This window comes from Hungatella sp. (assembly GCF_046966825.1).
This window is the reverse complement of record NZ_JBKVCZ010000043.1, coordinates 13,982-32,231: the sequence shown is the minus strand read 5'-3', so window position 1 is coordinate 32,231 and position 18,250 is coordinate 13,982. Positions and strand designations below refer to the sequence as shown.

At 48.0% G+C, this 18,250-nt stretch carries 16 protein-coding genes; 15 read left to right on the top strand and 1 reads right to left on the bottom strand.

From position 1 onward, the window contains the following. Nucleotides 1-15: 15 nt before the first annotated feature. The 13 genes from ACLTD4_RS14950 to ACLTD4_RS14890 all read left to right on the top strand — a co-directional run bounded on the left by ACLTD4_RS14950 (nt 16) and on the right by ACLTD4_RS14890 (nt 14,382). Entirely contained in the window at nt 16-912 is an 897-nt protein-coding gene (locus ACLTD4_RS14950) for a LicD family protein (protein ID WP_117622400.1), read from the top strand. Beyond that, nucleotides 909-2,213 carry a lipopolysaccharide biosynthesis protein gene (locus ACLTD4_RS14945; protein ID WP_117622399.1) on the top strand — a complete coding sequence of 435 codons (1,305 nt, stop codon included), beginning with the start codon at nt 909-911 and terminating at the stop codon, nt 2,211-2,213. The genes ACLTD4_RS14950 and ACLTD4_RS14945 overlap by 4 nt, the downstream gene beginning before the upstream one ends. A gap of 2 nt (nt 2,214-2,215) precedes the next feature. Continuing rightward, the gene (locus ACLTD4_RS14940) at nt 2,216-2,905 is read left to right on the top strand and encodes a glycosyltransferase family 2 protein (protein ID WP_055653400.1); all 690 of its coding nucleotides are present in this window, start codon (nt 2,216-2,218) and stop codon (nt 2,903-2,905) included. Nucleotides 2,906-2,929: 24 nt separating this feature from the next. Continuing rightward, nucleotides 2,930-3,367, top strand: coding sequence for a DUF2304 domain-containing protein (locus ACLTD4_RS14935; protein ID WP_117622398.1), 438 nt, complete (start codon nt 2,930-2,932; stop codon nt 3,365-3,367). After that, nucleotides 3,348-5,000 carry a DUF2142 domain-containing protein gene (locus ACLTD4_RS14930; RefSeq protein ID WP_117622397.1) on the top strand — a complete coding sequence of 551 codons (1,653 nt, stop codon included), beginning with the start codon at nt 3,348-3,350 and terminating at the stop codon, nt 4,998-5,000. The genes ACLTD4_RS14935 and ACLTD4_RS14930 overlap by 20 nt, the downstream gene beginning before the upstream one ends. 92 nt (nt 5,001-5,092) lie before the next feature. Beyond that, a complete protein-coding gene (locus ACLTD4_RS14925) occupies nt 5,093-6,058 on the top strand; it encodes a glycosyltransferase family 2 protein (protein ID WP_117622396.1) in 966 nt (321 codons plus the stop codon). Between the two features lie 408 nt (nt 6,059-6,466). Further along, nucleotides 6,467-6,694 (top strand): hypothetical protein, encoded by a 228-nt coding sequence (locus ACLTD4_RS14920; RefSeq protein WP_055653404.1) that lies wholly within the window; start codon nt 6,467-6,469, stop codon nt 6,692-6,694. A 132-nt stretch (nt 6,695-6,826) separates the two neighbouring features. Then, nucleotides 6,827-7,381, top strand: coding sequence for a dTDP-4-dehydrorhamnose 3,5-epimerase (gene rfbC, locus ACLTD4_RS14915; RefSeq protein WP_002604796.1), 555 nt, complete (start codon nt 6,827-6,829; stop codon nt 7,379-7,381). A 17-nt stretch (nt 7,382-7,398) separates the two neighbouring features. Then, complete coding sequence (locus ACLTD4_RS14910) at nt 7,399-8,208, top strand: ABC transporter permease (RefSeq protein ID WP_025529492.1); 810 nt, start codon at nt 7,399-7,401, stop codon at nt 8,206-8,208. 27 nt (nt 8,209-8,235) lie between these two features. Further along, nucleotides 8,236-9,576: an ABC transporter ATP-binding protein gene (locus ACLTD4_RS14905; RefSeq protein WP_412331396.1), complete on the top strand. Its 1,341-nt coding sequence runs from the start codon at nt 8,236-8,238 to the stop codon at nt 9,574-9,576. A 1-nt stretch (nt 9,577) separates the two neighbouring features. Further along, nucleotides 9,578-10,360, top strand: coding sequence for a class I SAM-dependent methyltransferase (locus ACLTD4_RS14900; protein WP_117622394.1), 783 nt, complete (start codon nt 9,578-9,580; stop codon nt 10,358-10,360). Continuing rightward, nucleotides 10,347-13,508 (top strand): glycosyltransferase, encoded by a 3,162-nt coding sequence (locus ACLTD4_RS14895; RefSeq protein ID WP_117622393.1) that lies wholly within the window; start codon nt 10,347-10,349, stop codon nt 13,506-13,508. Before ACLTD4_RS14900 ends, ACLTD4_RS14895 begins: the two co-directional genes overlap by 14 nt. A 253-nt stretch (nt 13,509-13,761) precedes the next feature. Then, a complete protein-coding gene (locus ACLTD4_RS14890) occupies nt 13,762-14,382 on the top strand; it encodes a PBECR4 domain-containing protein (protein WP_117622392.1) in 621 nt (206 codons plus the stop codon). Between the two features lie 121 nt (nt 14,383-14,503). Here ACLTD4_RS14890 and ACLTD4_RS14885 read toward each other — a convergent pair whose 3' ends face one another. Further along, nucleotides 14,504-16,204 carry an AAA family ATPase gene (locus ACLTD4_RS14885; RefSeq protein ID WP_117622391.1) on the bottom strand — a complete coding sequence of 567 codons (1,701 nt, stop codon included), beginning with the start codon at nt 16,202-16,204 and terminating at the stop codon, nt 14,504-14,506. Nucleotides 16,205-16,446: 242 nt separating this feature from the next. Here ACLTD4_RS14885 and ACLTD4_RS14880 point away from each other — a divergent pair, with 242 nt between their 5' ends. Together ACLTD4_RS14880 and ACLTD4_RS14875 are read left to right on the top strand one after the other, a co-directional pair. Next, the gene (locus tag ACLTD4_RS14880) at nt 16,447-17,157 is read left to right on the top strand and encodes a nucleotidyltransferase family protein (protein WP_055653415.1); all 711 of its coding nucleotides are present in this window, start codon (nt 16,447-16,449) and stop codon (nt 17,155-17,157) included. After that, nucleotides 17,154-18,224 carry a GHMP kinase gene (locus tag ACLTD4_RS14875; protein ID WP_117622390.1) on the top strand — a complete coding sequence of 357 codons (1,071 nt, stop codon included), beginning with the start codon at nt 17,154-17,156 and terminating at the stop codon, nt 18,222-18,224. Before ACLTD4_RS14880 ends, ACLTD4_RS14875 begins: the two co-directional genes overlap by 4 nt. The last annotated feature ends 26 nt before the right edge of the window (nt 18,225-18,250 follow it).

Genomic DNA, 18,250 nt, shown 5'->3' with positions numbered 1-18,250 from the left:
ATTGGAGGCAGACGGATGGCAGGTTTTTATGAACCGGAGATCCTTTCCCGTGTACAGCAGATGGAATTGGAGATACTGAAGGATGTCATGGATCTCTGTGACAGCCACGGGCTTCTCTGCTTCGGAATGGCGGGAACGGCGATTGGAGCGATTCGGCATAAGGGGTTTATTCCGTGGGATGACGACATTGACGTTGCCATGCCAAGGAAGGATTTTGAGTGCCTTTTAAAGCTGGTGGAAGAAGAACTCGGCGATAAGTATTACGTCCTGAACTGGCGGACCAGTGAGAATTACCCGCTGATGACGACGAGGATCTGCCGCCGCGGCACCAGATTCGTGGATTCTCCCATGAGGGATGTGGACAGCCCTCTCGGAGTATTTTTAGATATGTATGTATATGACGATATACCGGATTCCGGGTTTCTCATGAAGCTTCAGGCATGGGAGGCCTGGTTTTTCAGTAAACTTTTAATTCTGCGGTCGATTCCCCGGCCGTATCTGGCCCAGACCGGCTGGAAGGCCAGGGTGATCACCGCCATCTGTATTGCAGTGCATAACGTGCTGAAGGGACTCCGCATCTCGAAGCGGGGACTGGCGGCCCGCTGTGAGAAGATCTGCCGCCGTTACGAGGGGAAAGATACGAAGCGCATGGCCTTTTATCCGGATACGAACCCATTCTGGAATGTAGTGGAGAAGGCGGCGTTTTCGCCGGGCATGAAGCTGGATTTTGAGGGCTTTAAGCTGGTATTTCCAAGAACAGAGCATGACATTCTCACCTATATGTACGGGGACTATATGCAGATGCCTCCGGTGGAGAAGAGGAAGACCCATTATCCCTACATTCTCGACCTGGGCGACGGAGCAGTACTGTCGGGAGAAACGGTCACAGACAGAGGAATGAAGAAGATATGAAATGGCTCAGACAAAGGATGTTCGGCAGTCTCCGTACAGGAACTGCCGAGGTAGAACGGCAGAATATTGCCTGGAACATGATCGGGAGCCTGATTTATGCCGGCTCCAGCATGATTCTGACTGCTCTGGTCAATCATTTAATCGGCCCGGAGCAGGGCGGTATCTTCGGATTTGCGTTCAGCGCATTCGGTCAGCAGATGTTTCTGGTGGCCTATTTTGGTATGCGTCCGTTTCAGAGCACCGATGTAAATCAGGCCTACACCTTTGGAGAGTACCGGCGTGTCAGGCTTTATACGTGTATGGCGGCCGTTATATTCGGCATAATTTATATTTTCGTTAATTCGTTTATCGTACCGGATGGATATTCACGCCAGAAGACGGTGGTGGTTTTTCTGATGGTAATTTATAAGGTTCTGGATGGCTTTGCCGATGTCTATGAATCGGAATTCCAGCGGGAAGGACGTCTCTATCTGACCGGGAAAGCCATGGCATACCGGACGATTCTGTCGGTAATCCTGTTTCTGGGCGCGCTTTATGCGACACAGGATCTGGTATTTTCCTGTGTAATCGCAGTACTGGCCCAGGCGGCCGGAATTCTGTTGTTCGACTGGAACACCATGAAGCTGGTGCCCGGCGTGAACCTTTCGCGGGCGGCAGGAAAATCCCTGGCTTTGATCCGGGAATCCTTTCTTCTGTTTCTGTCGGTCTTCCTCGACGGCCTGATCTTTGCTATGGCGAAATATGCTGTGGATGCACAGATGACCTCGATGGACACCGCCATTTTCGTGGCTGTCTTTATGCCGACCTCTGTCATCAATCTGGCGGCCAACTTCGTGATCCGGCCGTTTTTAACGAAGATGTCCTACCAGTGGGAGGAAAAAAAGTTCGTCGAATTTACCCGGGATTTAAAGAGGCTGGTGGCCATTATACTGGTCCTGACAGTCATCGCACTGGCCGGCGCCTGGGCGATCGGCGTGCCGGTGCTGGGGGCGATCTCCAATGTGGAGCTGGCGCCATATAAGTCCGGACTTCTGTATATTATTCTGGGAGGCGGGTTCTTTGCGGTTATGAATCTGTTTTATTATGTGCTTGTTATTATGAAATGCCAGCGCAGGATCTTCTTTGGATACGTTCCTGTGTGCCTTCTGTCCGTGGTTCTGTCGTTTCTTCTGGTTAAGATCGGCGGAATCAACGGAGGGGCATTTTCCTATATGCTGGAAATGCTGGTGCTCATGATGTGCTTCATGGGTCAGGCATTCTATGTATTTCACAGAGCGAAGAAACGACAGGGAGGGGGTTGACCATGGACAAGGTGCTGGTGATCATACCTGCGTATAACGAGGCGCTCAATATTGAGCGTGTCGTGACGGGGCTTCAGGAGGAATATCCCATCTTTGATTACGTGATCGTCAATGACGGCTCTGCGGATGAGACGGCGGCTGTCTGCCGGCGCTGCGGATTTCATCTGATCGATTTGCCTGTAAATCTGGGGCTGGCCGGGGCATTTCAGACAGGACTCAAGTATGCGTACCGTAAAGGATACCGCTACGCGATCCAGTTTGACGGCGACGGACAGCACAGGCCGGAATATATTGAGGCAATGCGGGAAAAAATGGATGAGGGATACGATATTGTGATCGGTTCCCGTTTCGTCACGGAGAAGAAGCCGAATTCCATGCGCATGCTGGGAAGCAGGCTGCTGTCGGCGGCGATCCGGCTGACAACCGGAGTTTCAGTCGCGGACCCGACCTCCGGAATGCGTATGTTTAATGAGCGCATGATCCGTGAGTTTGCAGAAGGCTTAAACTATGGCCCGGAGCCGGATACGATTTCCTATCTGCTGAAGCAGGGCGCGCGGGTGGCGGAGATTCAGGTGACGATGGATGAGAGAATCCTCGGAGAGAGTTACTTAAAGCCTGTGAGCGCCGCTCGTTACATGGGGAAAATGATGTTTTCCATCCTGCTGGTGCAGAATTTCAGGAAACGCGCCTGAGGATAAGAGAAGGGAGAATGTACGATGACCGTTATACTTCGGTGGGTACTGATAATAGTTTCCATACTGCTGACATTTTTTGTGCTGAGAAAGATCCGTCAGTCCAAGGTAAAGATTGAGGACTCCATATTCTGGGTGATGTTCGCCCTGATGATGGTTGTGTTCAGCATATTCCCGGGATTAGCCGACATTCTGTCTGATTTCGTCGGAACGTATTCCACCTCTAATTTCATCTTCATGTTTGTGATCTTTATTCTGCTTGTGAAGGTGTTCTTTCTGTCGCTCAAGATCTCACAGCTGGAAAGCAGGGTGACGGAGCTGATCCAGCAGATGGCGCTCGACAGAAAAGAAGATGCAGACAGAAAGGAAGATGGAGACAGAAAAGAAGATGGGAACAGAAAGGGCGTGGAAACCTATCCGGATAAGAAGGGAGAAACGCGCGATGAACACAGATACTGTTAAAGTCGGAAAGAAGAGAAATCTTCAAACTGCAAAAAAGATTGCGGGACAGAGCGGTCTGTGGATGGCGGCGGCCGCAATCCTTTTTCTTCTCATCGTCTTCGTAAAGCCGTATCACAATGTGATTGACGCCATTCCTTCTCCGGAATACGAGTCCGTGCGTCTTTTTTATATCTGGGTTTTGCGGCTGGGGATCGTGTTTCTGGCAGTTCTTGCCGGAATACTCTGGATATACGGGAAGAAACCTGGCTGGTTGTTTCCGGCTACGGTCATCTGCCTGGGACTCTTTTACATGATGATACTGCCGCCGTTTTCGGCTCCGGACGAACCGCGCCATTTCGTCAGCGCATACCGGCTGTCAAACCAGATTATGGGGAAACAGGCAGTGGCGGACGAGGCATTCCTTTCATCGGCGTCGGATAAGGAAAAGGAATACATTGCCCGGGGCGGCAACGTGCTGGTGCGGGAGCAGGACGGACGGGAGGAACCGTATTCCAGCGTGGGACGGGATTCCTACGCGCTGATGCTTAGGGAACTGTTTACGAAGGATGCAGGCAGCGGCACGACGGTCCGTTTCGAGGCGCCGGTGAATACAACGCCGGTGGTCTACTTACCGCAGGCGCTGGGCATTTCCTTTGCAAGAGTACTGCATCTGGGATATATTCCGCTCATCTATATGGGGCGTCTGTTCAACCTGCTGGCATTTGCCGGCATGGCATGGCTGGCTGTCCGGATTATGCCGTTTAAGAAAGAAATGTTCATGGCCGTGAGTCTTCTCCCCATGACCCTCCATCTGGCTGCCTCCTTATCGTACGATACGTCGCTTATCGGCCTGTCTCTCCTGTTTTTCGCATGGTGCTTTTATCTGGCCTACGAGAAGATACAGATCGGAATTCGTGATACGGTGGTTCTTGGACTTCTTCTTGTCCTTTTAGAACCGTGTAAAATTGTATATCTGCCGCTGGCGGGGATCTGCCTTTTGATTCCGGCGTCAAAATTCGGCGAGAAGAAACGGTACTGGATCTCGGTAGCCGCGGTCATTGGAGTGATGGCGCTGGCTATCTTCTTAATCAACAACGTGGTACTGTCCGCCTGGATTCAGGATACGGAAAATATAATCAGCTGGGAAGGCGGATCGGCCGGATATACGATCCAGGATATCTTAAAGGAGCCGTACCAGGCGTTCCTGATTTATTATGAGACACTGGTGACGCAGTTAGACTACTATCAGGCCACCATGCTGGGCGGGTATCTGGGAAATCTGGATCCCAATCTGACGGTTCCGTATTTCTGTCTGTACCTGTTGTGGGGAATCTTGATTGTAAGCTCTGTAAGGAGAGCCGGGGATCACACTCCGTTTAAGCCCGGTCAGAAGGTGTGGATCGCGGTTCTTACATTACTGAGCTTCTGTCTGGTGCTGACCTCCATGCTTCTGGGCTGGACTCCAAAGGGCTTCACCTATATCGCGGGAATCCAGGGGCGGTATTTCCTGCCTATTCTTCCGCTGATTCTGCTGATGATTTATGGAGATAATCTGACTATTAAGAGGGATTATTCGAAGGGGATTTATTATCTGGAGTGTTTTGTCAGCATCTATGCGCTTGTGAGAATCTGCTCTGTGACGTGTATCAGATGATGGGAGACTGTAGACAGATGATGGATAGCAAACAGATGGTAGATAGCAAACAGATGACAGATAGCAGAAATAAATAACAGAAAGGCTGGACTATGGCAGTAGAAACGATTGAAAAAAACCGAACGGTGGATGTCATTATTCCGGTATATAAACCGGATGCGGTATTTGAAACGCTTTTAGAGCGGCTGGGAAAGCAAAACTATCCGATCCGGCGCATTATTATTATGAATACGGAACAGTCTTTCTGGAAAGAAGATATTTATGAGACTGTCCCAAATCTGGAAGTACACCACGTGACAAAAAATGAGTTTGATCATGGCGGAACGAGAAACCAGGGAGCTTCATATTCGGAAGCCGATATCATGGTATTTATGACGGACGATGCGATCCCCGCGGACAGGGAGTTAATCGGAGCGCTGGTAAAGGGACTGAGTCAGAAAGGGCCGTCAGGAGAATACGTGGCGGCGGCCTATGCGAGACAGCTGCCAAACCGTGACTGCGCTCCGGCGGAAAAATATACCAGGTCCTTTAACTATCCGGCGGAAAGCTATGTGAAGACGAAAGGCGATTTAGAGGAACTGGGAATTAAGACATTCTTTGCTTCCAATGTCTGCTGTGCCTATGACAGAAGGCTTTTTCTTGAGGCAGGCGGATTTACGAACCAGACGATCTTTAATGAGGATATGATTTACGCAGGAAATGCAGTTCTCTATCGGGGGCAGGCGATTGCCTATGTTGCAGAGGCCAGGGTGATTCATTCTCATAATTATGGGTGCAGCGCTCAGCTAAAGCGCAATTTTGATCTTGCAGTTTCCCAGACAGACCACCCGGAAGTATTTGACGGAATCCGCTCAGAGAGCGAGGGAATCCGTTTGGTGAAAAAGACGTGTAAATGGCTCGTAGAACAGAAAAAGCCATGGCTGATCCCCGGAGTGATTGTAAAAAGCGGATTTAAGTATCTGGGATATCTGATGGGGAAACGGTATAGGAAGCTTCCGAGGTGGGTGATTATGAAAATAACGATGAATCGGGAATATTGGGGGAAAGTATCGGGATAATAAGGGTGCTGCCAAAACGGTAAGTGGTTCACCTTTCGGCGAAATGAGTACATTTTGAGAACTTCCCGTATTTTCGGAGGTGATACATATGTGGAAAATAAGAACGAAAGGGACAGATGATGTTAGGTATTGTTGTCGGGATTGTCGGTATCATCGTGACTGTGATCAGTATTGTAGTAACAGTGGTGAGTATCAGACATGATGACAAAAAAGACAGAATAAATTGACATCAAAAAAGCAACCGCTCGACTTCCCAAAGTAGTAGTTGCTTTTTTTGATAGTAACTATTAACCAAGGTGAACCGTTTGCTATGGCAGCACCTTTTTGTAATTACATTGTAGCAGAGTAGAATGATTGTGTCAAGGATTCTAAAATATAAAGTGGAAAAAAATAAGAACGAAAGGACAGATGATGTTAGAGATTGTTGTTGGGATTGTCGGTATCATCGTGACTGTGGTCAGTATTGTAGTAACAGTCGTGAGTATCAGACATACTGACAAAGAAGACAAGAAAGACTACTATCAAAAAGCAACCGCCTCTCTCCAAAGTCGTGGTTGCTTTTTGATAGTAACTGTTAACCAAGGTGAGCCGTTTGCTATGGCAGCACCTTTATGTGTTTACATTGTAGCAGAGTAAATATCATCTGACAAGATGGGAAGATACACGAATTCTAAGGTAAAATCCCCCATCTAGTGGAAATTTAAGCTGAGTTGTGATAGAATGCTACAAGACAAGAAATGACAAAGTGATGTAAAGGAGCATGAAAATATGGGAAAGATAAAAGTAACACCGTGTGATATTAAAGGGCTTTATGTGATTGAACCGTCTGTATTTCCGGATTCCAGGGGATATTTTATGGAGACTTATAACCAGAATGATTTTAAGGAAGCAGGACTTAACATGGTATTTGTGCAGGACAACCAGTCCATGTCTGTGAAGGGTGTGCTTCGCGGCCTTCATTTCCAGAAGCAGTTTCCACAGGGAAAGCTGGTGCGCGCAGTGCGCGGAAGCGTCTTTGACGTGGCGGTGGATCTTCGTTCTGATTCCGAGACGTACGGGAAATGGTTTGGCGTTGAACTGACTGCAGAGAATAAAAAGCAGTTTTATATCCCGGAGGGCTTTGCCCACGGCTTCCTGGTTCTGTCCGATGAGGCGGAATTTGCTTACAAATGTACGGATTTCTACCATCCGGGCGACGAGGGCGGAATTCTCTGGAGCGATCCGGAGATCGGCATCGACTGGCCGATCGAGGAAGGTATGGAACTGATCATTTCCGATAAGGACCAGAAGTGGAGCGGTATTCGGGATACATTTAAATTTTAACCGGAGAGGAGCGGACCATGGATTATCTGGTTTCCTTATGTAAAGAGATTGTACACAAGAGAAAATTGATTCTGGACCTGGCAAAGGCGGACTTTAAGAAGCGGTTTGTAGGTTCCTATTTCGGTATCGTGTGGATGTTCTTACAGCCGCTTGCGACTGTGATCGTCTATTTTTGCGTATTCCAGCTGGGATTCAAGAGTGTGCCGCCAGTGGACTACCCTTACGTGTTGTGGTTGATTCCAGGCATTATGCCATGGTTTTACTTCAGCGAGGTGTTAAACTCGGGAACTAATTGTTTGCAGGAGTACAGCTATTTGGTCAAGAAGGTGGTATTCCGTGTGGAGATACTGCCAGTCATCAAGATGCTGTCCTGTATGATGGTACATGGAATTTTCGCCATTATCATGATTGTTGTCTTCCTGGCATACCGCATACCGCCCAGGTTCAGCTGGTTACAGATTATTTATTATACGTTTGCATGTTCCATGCTCTCGCTGGCTGTGACGTATTTCACCAGCGCTATCAATGTATTTTTCAAAGACATGGCGCAGATTATAGGAATTATGCTGCAGTTTGGGATGTGGATGGTACCCATTATGTGGGCACCGGAGATACTCCCCAATGCGCCTGCGTGGCTGACACCACTGTTAAAAATTAATCCATTTTACTACATCGTGGCCGGTTACCGCGACAGCATGCTGACCGGGGACGGATTCTGGATGCGGCCGACACTGGGAATCTACTTCTGGGCGGTGACCATCATTTTGATGCTGCTCGGACTGAAGGTATTTAAAAAGCTGCGGCCGCATTTTTCCGATGTACTGTAAGAGGCCCGAAATGGAGGACTAAGATTCGTGAAATCAAAAAATAGTGCGATTTCGGTAAAGGATGTTACAAAGATTTACCGGCTATACGAAAATCCCATCGACCGTTTAAAAGAGGCGATGAGCATTACCCATAAAAATTTTCACAGAGATTTCTACGCGTTAAACGGAATTTCCTTTGATGTAAATAAAGGCGAGACGGTGGGAATCATCGGAACAAATGGTTCCGGTAAGTCCACCATCCTAAAGATTATTACCGGGGTTCTGACCCCGACGACCGGCGAGGTGGAGGTGGACGGAGTGATCTCCGCCTTACTGGAGCTGGGAGCCGGATTCAACATGGATTACACCGGCATTGAAAATATCTTTATGAACGGCACCATGATGGGCTTTTCCAGAAAGGAGATGGAGGCGAAGCTTCAGGATATTCTGGAGTTTGCCGATATCGGAGATTTCGTCTATCAGCCCGTTAAGACGTATTCCAGCGGTATGTTTGTGCGGCTGGCTTTTGCGCTTGCGATTAATGTGGAGCCGGAGATTCTGATCGTCGACGAGGCGCTGTCGGTAGGCGACGTCTTCTTTCAGGCCAAGTGCTACCGGCGTATGGAAGAGATCAGGAAGAACGGCACCACCATTCTGATGGTTACCCACGATATGGGCGCCATTATTAAGTACTGCGACCGCGTCGTGGTGCTGAACAAAGGTGCATTTATCGCCCAGGGAGAACCGGGGAAGATGGTTGATTTATATAAGAAGATTCTGGCAAATCAGATGGATCAGCTGGAAGACGAGCTGGTGGAACTGAATTCGGAGGAGATGAGTGATTTCTCGGGAGACAGCGCCGCCGGACAGAAGCGGAAGGCGGAAGCCCACAGCGGCCTCATGAAGGAAAAACTGACGATCAATCCCGCAAAGACGGAGTATGGCGATGGACGGGCGGAGATCGTGGATTTCGGCCTTTTTGACGAGCGGGGCAATTTGACGAACCTGCTTTTAAAGGGCGAGATGTTTACGATTAAAGAGCGGATCCATTTTAACACCAGTCTGGATACCCCGATTTTTACGTATACGATCAAGGATAAACGGGGAGCCGATTTGACGGGAACCAATACCATGTATGAATCGGCGGATGTAAAGCCGGTGAAGAACGGCGACGAATACGAGGTGGAATTCAGTCAGAAGATGTCGCTTCAGGGAGGCGAATATCTGCTTTCCATGAGCTGTACCGGATTTGAAAACGGGGAGCACGTGGTATATCACCGTCTGTATGATATTGCAAATATAACGGTAATTTCCAATAAGAACACAGTGGGCGTCTACGATATGGAATCGGAAGTGAAGGTGGCCCTGAAACGGGGAGGAGGAAAATGATATGGGGAGCATCAGTTCCGAAATAAAAGATCTCCTGATGAAGTATCACGGCGACACGAAGCTGGCGATTAAGGAAGAGCCGGAGCCCGCATACTTTTACGCGTTATCGGATACCCGGGAAAATGTACTGGAATGGTTTGATTTCAAACCGGAAGCCTCTCTTCTTGAGGTCGGATCCGGCTGCGGGGCTTTAACCGGCCTTTACAGCAGACGGGTGAAGGACGTGACCGTTCTGGATGAAGATCTGGAGGACCTGGAAGTGAACCGCCTCCGCCATGGCGCCTGCGGGAATATTCAGTATGTGAAGGGCAGCCTTGACACGTATGAGGGCGGCGCATTTGATTACGTGGTGATGGCCGGATCCCTGAAAATACCGTATGAAGTGCAGATTAACAGGGCTAAATCTCTGCTGAAGCCGGGCGGAACCCTGATTGTAGCGGTGGATAACCGTCTTGGTCTCAAATATAAGTCGGGCGTGAAACCGGATGAGACCTGCCTGCTTAAGAAGGAGCTGACGGAGCTTCTGTGCAGCGCCTCTGACGGAAAATGCGGCAAACTCGAATACTATTATCCCATGCCGGATTACCGTCTGCCCGTGACCATCTATTCGGATGAGCATCTTCCTGCGAAGGGAGAGCTGGCTCACGCGGTCCTCGCTTACGATTATCCGGAATATATCCGGTTTGATCCGGGAAAATTTTTCGACGAAATATGTGAAGCCGGACTGTTTGAAACGTTTGCAAACTCATTTTTAGCCATATGGAGCAGCTATGAAGAAGACTAAGTACATTAAATACAACAGGACCCGCCGGGAAGAGTTTCAGATACGGACCTGTATCGTGGAAGAGGACGGGAAACAGTATGTGGAGAAAACGGCTTTAAACGAGCAGGCAGTCTCCCATATCCGGTCGATGAAGGAAAAATATGACCGTCTGACCGATCAGAGTCCTCTGGGAGTAGCCCTGGTGACACTGGATCAGGAGGGACGCACTGCGCGTTTCCCATTTCTGAAGGGGGAGACCATGGCCGAGATCCTGGGCCGCAAAATAAAAGAGGAACGTGTCCCGGTGGAGGAACTGAAGAAAGCCATGGAACTGGTCCTGGAGGTTCGGCAAGGTTTCTTAAGACCGTTTGAGCTGACGGATGAGTTTACTGCTGTGTTTGGACGGTATACGAATTCCGATGGAGAAACAGAGGCCGGAGCAGCCGGGTTATTGGCTGGTGAATTAACAGCGGAACAGGACGAGGCATTTGTTGCCTCCAATGTGGACTGCCTGTTCGAGAACATCATGGTGACCGAAGACGGCCCGTGCTGTCTCGACTATGAATGGGTGTTCTTTTTCCCGATTCCGGTGCGCTTTATCCGTTACCGTATGCTGTATTATTTTTATGAGCAGTACAGAAGCCTTCTGGGAGAGACGACTCTGCCGGAGTTTATGGTGAATTTCGGCATCCGCCCGGAAATGATCCCGGTTTACGGAGAGATGGAACACCATTTCCAGGAGTATGTTCATGGAGAGAACCAGAAGATCTATCTGACGAATTACATGCACGATGTCCATATAATTCCGGAAGACATGAACGAGGTAAAACGGGCGGTAGAAAAGCAGCGGGAATGGGTAAAACAGCTCCAACTGGAGATTGAGGAAAAAGATTTGTCTATCCGCAAGCAGATCGAGCTGAAGCGTCTGACGGACAATCATGTGACGAATCTGGAAGTGATGATCGGCAATCTCCGCCAGGATAACGAGAACATGGCCCAGACGATTGCAGTCTTAAACCGCCATGAAGCCATCATTTTCAAGGTGAAGAGAAAGCTGGGAGAGAAATTCAACCAGAAGTTTCCCAAGGGAACCAGAAAACGGAAGATCCTGGGCTATGTGAAGAACACATTCCGCCATCCGGTGGAGTCCTTCCACTTATACACCACTCCCGAGGGGCGGAATCTCATTGAGGGAGACATGAAGATCGGCGAGGGATACCGGATTCATGGAAAACTCAGGTTTAAAGAAGAGAAAGAGCCGATGGTATCTATCGTCATTCCGGTTTACAATCAGATTGATTATACGTATGTCTGCCTGGCCTCTATTTTGGAACACACCACGGATGTATCGTATGAGGTGATTATCGCGGATGATGTCTCGACGGATGCCACTATGGAGCTGTCGAAATTTGTGGAACACGTGACCATTTGCAGAAATGAGACGAATCAGGGATTCTTACGCAACTGCAATCAGGCGGCGAAGGCGGCCCGCGGAAAATACGTGATGTTCTTGAATAACGACACCCAGGTCACACCGGGATGGCTTAAGAGCCTGGTGGACTTAATCGAGCGCGATCCGTCGATTGGTATGGTGGGTTCCAAACTGGTTTATCCGGATGGGCGGCTTCAGGAGGCGGGCGGAATCATCTGGAGCGACGGTTCCGGCTGGAATTACGGCCGTCTGGACGATCCGGACAAGCCGGAATATAATTACGTAAAAGATGTGGACTATATTTCAGGAGCCGCAATTCTCTTATCCAATAATCTGTGGAAACAGATCGGCGGTTTCGACGACCGGTTTGCGCCTGCGTACTGTGAAGATTCCGACCTTGCTTTCGAGGTGAGAAAGGCTGGTTACCGGGTGGTATATCAGCCGCTTTCGAAGGTAATCCATTTTGAAGGCATTTCCAATGGAACCGATGTGAGTGGCAGCGGCCTTAAGCGGTACCAGGTGGAAAATTCCGTGAAGTTAAAGGAAAAATGGGCGGATGAATTCAGGAAACAGTGTGTAAACAACGGTAATCCGGACCCATTCCGGGCACGCGAGCGGAGCCAGGGAAAGGATATTATCCTGGTGATCGATCACTACGTTCCTACGTATGACAGGGACGCGGGGTCTAAGACCACCTTCCAGTATTTAAAGATGTTCCTGGAAAAGGGCTATGTGGTAAAATTTTTAGGCGACAATTTCCTTCACGAGGAGCCGTATTCCACCGTACTGATGCAGATGGGGATAGAAATCCTCTATGGACGCGACTATCAGGTGAAAATCTGGGACTGGCTGAAGGAGCATGGGGATGACATCACAGCCGCCTATTTAAACAGGCCTCATATTGCGGAAAAATACGTGGACTTTATAGAGGAACACACCAATATCAAGATGATTTACTACGGCCATGATCTCCATTTCCTGAGAGAGGGCCGTGAATACCAGCTGACAGGGGACGAAAAGAAGCGGGATGCGTCGGAATACTGGAAAGCCATCGAATTCCGCATCATGCGGAAGGCGGCGGTATCGTATTATCCGTCCTATGTGGAGCGCGACGCGATCCATATGATCGATCCCACAATCCGGGTAAAGGCAATCGTGGCCTATGTATTCGAGAAATTCTTAGAGTCGGTCCCGGATGACTTTGAGAAGAGGGAAGGACTGCTGTTTGTAGGCGGCTTCGCCCATCCGCCGAATGTGGATGCGGTTCTCTGGTTCGCCCGAGAGATATTCCCTAAGATCCGTGAAAAACTGGAGGTTCCCTTCTACATCGTCGGATCGAAGGTGACAGAGGAAATCCAGTCCCTGGAGCAGCCGGGAAACGGTATCATCGTGAAGGGCTTCGTCTCTGAAGAAGAACTCTCCGAGCTGTACCGCACCTGCCGGATCGTGGTAGTTCCCCTGCGCTACGGCGCCGGAGTCAAAGGCAAGGTTATCGAGGCGCTTTATAACGGCGCGCCTGTCGTTACAACCTCGATCGGCGCGGAAGGAATCGCGGAGGCTGAATCGGTCATGTGCATCAAGGACGCCCCGGAAGAATTTGCCGAAGAGACGGTCCGTCTCTACCAGGACCCGGAGAGTCTCCGTGAACTGAGCCGGAAAACGCAGGATTATATTCGCGAGTATTATAGCGTGGATGCGGCGTGGAGTGTGGTGGAGGAAGACTTTCGTTTGGTATAAAACGTTTGGTAAAAAATACAAAGTTAAATTGACATAGTTAAAAAAAAAGAGTATTATAATAATAACAGCAGATAACAAGAGTATCTGTAGCTGTTAATGCATATGGCTTGGTCAGACAAGTGATATGTACAGGCAAAGAAGGGGTTGCATAGTCTCCACATTCTGAATAGGTTCATGAATAAATAAGAACCGAAAGAAAATATGCCAAAGGGTTCTGCATATGCAGGACCTTTTGTTATACCAGGGAGAAAAAATGGGTGTAGATTTACTTTGGAATGCTGCGGTTATATATGGAGAATTAAATAATGTTGGATATTCCATACTGCTTGGAAGAAAAAAGCAAATGTATCAACTTGATATATGTTTCCCATATGAATCTTTTTATCATCTGGCAGGTCTACAGCATTTACCTGATATTACATATCCTTCAAAAAATAAAGAACGTATCTATAAGGATATATGTAACCGAAAAATTAAATATGAGACGATTGCTAAATCTGCCTTTTTTAAGGAATACAATATTAAGGAGAGGCTTGAAAATTTGCCTCAACTGGAGAAAATGCTTGATAATACAGGTGGAATTTTTCGTATTAACCGTAATTTATACAGAGAATATACTACAATAAAAGCCGATTATTTGGTGGAATACATAATGCCTGATCAAACTAATGAAATTCTTTATTTTTTTCTGATAGCGATGAATAAACGGCAGTCGGAGACTTTGCAGACGGGCTGTTCATTTTTCAAAAGACATGATATAGATTATTCCAGAGGCACGGCTAAAACAACTTTACTCCTGGCAGAAAAAACAACTGATTTGGAACGGGGAAGTAAAATCCTCCTTTATCGAAATCCAAATTATAAAAAAGATTAAAATTTGTAACGAAAATTAAGAGGGGCTGAAAAGCGCTCGTGGCTCCTTTTCGGCTCCCCCCAAAAGCAGGGAAAGAACCGTTTTTTATGAGCCACTGCCTTTTTTTATTTTTATGCTACGGTCAGACAAGCGTTTTGCGGACTGATTTTACGCGGCACTGTTTTTTGAAAAATGCGATTCCATAGTTAAGAACTTCTGTGTAGCCTTCCTCTGGCAGCCAGTCGTTGTAATGGTTTACTTCGATCTGTTTCAGAGCGGCGTCACAGGCGGTCTCCATACCTTTGTAGGTATCGGACACCTTCAGCTCCAGAATAATGGGGGACTTCGATACATTGAGACTGCGTATCGCAATGTCGTATCGTCCAAGTCCGGCCTCTCTGTTAGACGTTACAAGGTATTCCTTCAAATTCTCTAAAATTCCCAGAAAAAATCCGTGGTAGAATGCTTCGCCTCCATCCATATAGCTGATGGAGTTTATTAGCAGCTCCGACAACTCCTTCTGGAAGCTTTCCGTCTCACCGCTTAAAAGTGCCTGATAAAGAGCGGTCATATCCCTTGTTTTTATCAGATCACGAAACCAGTTCATAACTGTGCTGTTATAGATATACCGTACCTCTCTGTTGGGAATGGCCAGGCGGACATATTGGATATCCTCTTCCATCCTGACAGAAGTCTGTTTCAGGTAACCGGTAAAGAACAGAAAATTCCAGAGATTATCCTCAGAATCATAGATATCTCCGTATGTGATGTCTTCATGAACCGGTTTTTCTATGATGCCGCCGGCTATAAGATTTTCGATTTCAGATTTTACCTGGAAGTCCGCCCTCTCAACAAGGTCCTTTACTATGGCATTGGAACTGGTATTTTTCCAATAAGGGGACGGAAATGCTGCCGGGTTTATTGACAGAGCTTTTACGTAATTAATCACGCTCCAGGGATTATAAACTTCGGCATTCCCGAACAGATATCCATCGTACCATTCCTTTAGTTCCATCTGCTTTTCCGTTCTGTGATAATCCTGGAGCAACTGATCGGCTTCCTCCTGCAGGAAACCAAAATGTTCTCCGTAGGCATCAGACAGAATGGAATGAATCTCCAGATTGTTCAGACCTGTAAAAATGGATTCTTTTGAGATCCTTAAACAACCGGTCATCACTGCAAATTCCAGGCATGGATTTGTCTTGAGTGCTGATTCAAAAACGGAACGGATAAAACTTATCATCTGGTCATAAAAACCCGCGAACCAGGAGTTTTCCAGGGGTACATCGTATTCATCAATGAGGATAACGGTTTTTGCATCATAACATTTCGTCAGACATTCAGAGAGAAAACGGATTGAGGTAGCGTATTCCTGTTCACTGCCTTCTTCTTTTGCTATTCTCATATATTTATCCCTTTCCAGCTCTAATTTTCCGCTGTCAAGAATCGATATATGGCGTTTGTATTCTCTGGCGATTTCTTCACGCAGGCAGCCGAAGGCCAGTTCATAGGAGGGCTGTTTCCCTGATTTCAAGGAGAGGTTTATGACTGGAAAGGCATTCATTTTTGCCAGATAAGTGTCACCAGCTTCCATAATTTTCATTCCTTGAAATAAAGAACGATTGCGTTCATTCCATTCATTTTCACCTGTATTTTCAAAATAGTACTGGAGCATGCTTATATTCAGGGTTTTGCCGAATCGGCGGGGACGGGTAAATAAGTTCACTTTCCCCTTCAGATCGAGCAGTTCCTTTATGAACCAGGTTTTATCTACGTAGTAGTAGCTACCGAGAATTAATTCATCAAAGCGGTCAATTCCGACAGGCAGTGGTTTGTATTTCATAAAGACGACCTCCTTTTGCCAAATCAATGGTATCGTATCCTTTGCTAATTATATCAGAAAGCCAGGGTGTTCTCAATTGTTTCAATCAGGTATTATGTAGAAGTACACTGCAAAATTATTTCAAAATCCTTAAGATGGTGGATTGTTTCCCGCAATCTATGGTATAATGTGATGCAAAATGGATTATTATGCAGTTTTGTAGCTGTTACAGATATTTTTATATAGCAGGAGGAAATCATACGATGCAGGCAGTATTACTGGCAGGTGGATTGGGAACCAGGCTTCGTTCCGTGGTGGCTGACCGACCGAAGCCCATGGCGCTCATTGGGGATAAGCCGTTTATGGAGTATGTGGTGCGGGAGCTGAAGAATCATGGAATCACGGAAATTGTTTTCGCTGTTGGATATAAAGGCTCTATGGTGGAAGAATATTTTGGTGATGGAGAACGTCTGGGAATCAAGGTTTCCTATGCGTATGAGGAGACTCTGTTAGGCACTGCAGGTGCCATTAAGAATGCCGGCCGTCTGGTGACGGATGAGCGTTTTTTCGTCTTAAATGCGGATACCTTTTATCAGATTCAGTATGACCGTCTGGTGAAGATGAGCCAGGAGAAGAATCTGGACATGGCGCTTGTACTCCGTGAGGTACCCGATGTGTCGCGGTATGGCCGGGCTGTCCTGGAAGGAGACCGTCTGACTGCGTTTGATGAAAAGACGGAAGGTACCAGTCCGGGGACGATTAACGGCGGGGTTTATTACATGAAACGCGCCCTGCTGGACGAGATACCGGAGGGAAAGGTATCCTTAGAGCATGATATGATTCCAAAATGGCTTTCCGGCGGGGAGAAGGCTCTCGGCGGAATTGTAAACGACGGATATTTCATTGATATCGGAATTCCGGAGGACTATTACCGTTTCATAGATGATGTGGAGAAAGGGGCAGTAACTGTATGATAATCAGAGGAAGAGCGCCGCTTCGGGTCAGTTTTGGCGGCGGAGGCACAGATGTGGCGCCGTTCTGCGTGGAGCAGGGCGGAGCGATCATTGGAAGCACGATCAACAAGTATGCGTATTGTTCCATCGTTCCCAGGAATGACGATCAGATTATCGTCCATTCGCTGGACTTCGATATGACGGTGAAATACAATACAAAGGAAAACTACGTTTACGACGGCCGCCTGGATCTCGTAACGGCGGCGTTAAAGGCCATGGACATCAAGCAGGGATGCGAGGTATACTTACAGTGCGACGCACCTCCAGGATCAGGTCTTGGAACGTCTTCCACGGTTATGGTGGCGCTGCTGATTGCCATGGCGAAGTGGAAGGGCGTTTATTTAGACGGTTATGCCCTGGCCGATCTGGCATACCAGGTGGAACGGGAAGACTTAAAGATTGACGGCGGCTATCAGGATCAGTACGCGGCTACCTTCGGCGGATTTAACTTCATTGAATTCCATGGACGCAACAATGTGGTGGTGAATCCACTGCGCATTAAGAAGGAAATCATCCACGAGCTGCAGTATAATTTACTGCTGTGCTATACGGGAAATATCCATGTGTCCGCCAATATCATCAAGGATCAGGTGAAGAACTACGAGAAGAAGGACGCGTTCGACGCCATGTGTGAGGTGAAGGCGCTGGCTTATGCCTTAAAGGACGAGCTTTTAAAGGGGAACTTATACAGCTTCGGCAAGCTGCTGGACTACGGATGGCAGAGCAAGAAGCGCATGAGCAGCAAGATCACCACTCCGCAGATCAACGAACTCTATGATGAGGCGCTGAAGACGGGGGCTCTTGGCGGGAAGCTGCTGGGCGCGGGCGGAGGCGGATATCTGCTTGTATACTGTCCCTACAATGTGCGCCATAAAGTGGCGGCCAGGCTGGAAGCGGCAGGCGGTCAGCTGACGGACTGGAATTTCGAACTCAGAGGCGCCCAGGCATGGGTAACGGATGAGGAACGGTGGAATTACGACAGTGTGAAGGTGCACATGCCTAACGGAGACTACACTTTTAATCTGTAAAACGGGAACCTATATAATTTGAACAA

Bases quoted from the DNA above. Each gene is read 5' to 3' on its own strand.
- ACLTD4_RS14950 (WP_117622400.1), top strand. From the start codon at position 16: ATGGCAGGTTTTTATGAACCGGAGATCCTTTCCCGTGTACAGCAGATG.
- ACLTD4_RS14945 (WP_117622399.1), top strand. From the start codon at position 909: ATGAAATGGCTCAGACAAAGGATGTTCGGCAGTCTCCGTACAGGAACT.
- ACLTD4_RS14940 (WP_055653400.1), top strand. From the start codon at position 2,216: ATGGACAAGGTGCTGGTGATCATACCTGCGTATAACGAGGCGCTCAAT.
- ACLTD4_RS14935 (WP_117622398.1), top strand. From the start codon at position 2,930: ATGACCGTTATACTTCGGTGGGTACTGATAATAGTTTCCATACTGCTG.
- ACLTD4_RS14930 (WP_117622397.1), top strand. From the start codon at position 3,348: ATGAACACAGATACTGTTAAAGTCGGAAAGAAGAGAAATCTTCAAACT.
- ACLTD4_RS14925 (WP_117622396.1), top strand. From the start codon at position 5,093: ATGGCAGTAGAAACGATTGAAAAAAACCGAACGGTGGATGTCATTATT.
- ACLTD4_RS14920 (WP_055653404.1), top strand. From the start codon at position 6,467: ATGATGTTAGAGATTGTTGTTGGGATTGTCGGTATCATCGTGACTGTG.
- rfbC (WP_002604796.1), top strand. From the start codon at position 6,827: ATGGGAAAGATAAAAGTAACACCGTGTGATATTAAAGGGCTTTATGTG.
- ACLTD4_RS14910 (WP_025529492.1), top strand. From the start codon at position 7,399: ATGGATTATCTGGTTTCCTTATGTAAAGAGATTGTACACAAGAGAAAA.
- ACLTD4_RS14900 (WP_117622394.1), top strand. From the start codon at position 9,578: ATGGGGAGCATCAGTTCCGAAATAAAAGATCTCCTGATGAAGTATCAC.
- ACLTD4_RS14895 (WP_117622393.1), top strand. From the start codon at position 10,347: ATGAAGAAGACTAAGTACATTAAATACAACAGGACCCGCCGGGAAGAG.
- ACLTD4_RS14890 (WP_117622392.1), top strand. From the start codon at position 13,762: ATGGGTGTAGATTTACTTTGGAATGCTGCGGTTATATATGGAGAATTA.
- ACLTD4_RS14885 (WP_117622391.1), bottom strand. From the start codon at position 16,204: ATGAAATACAAACCACTGCCTGTCGGAATTGACCGCTTTGATGAATTA.
- ACLTD4_RS14880 (WP_055653415.1), top strand. From the start codon at position 16,447: ATGCAGGCAGTATTACTGGCAGGTGGATTGGGAACCAGGCTTCGTTCC.
- ACLTD4_RS14875 (WP_117622390.1), top strand. From the start codon at position 17,154: ATGATAATCAGAGGAAGAGCGCCGCTTCGGGTCAGTTTTGGCGGCGGA.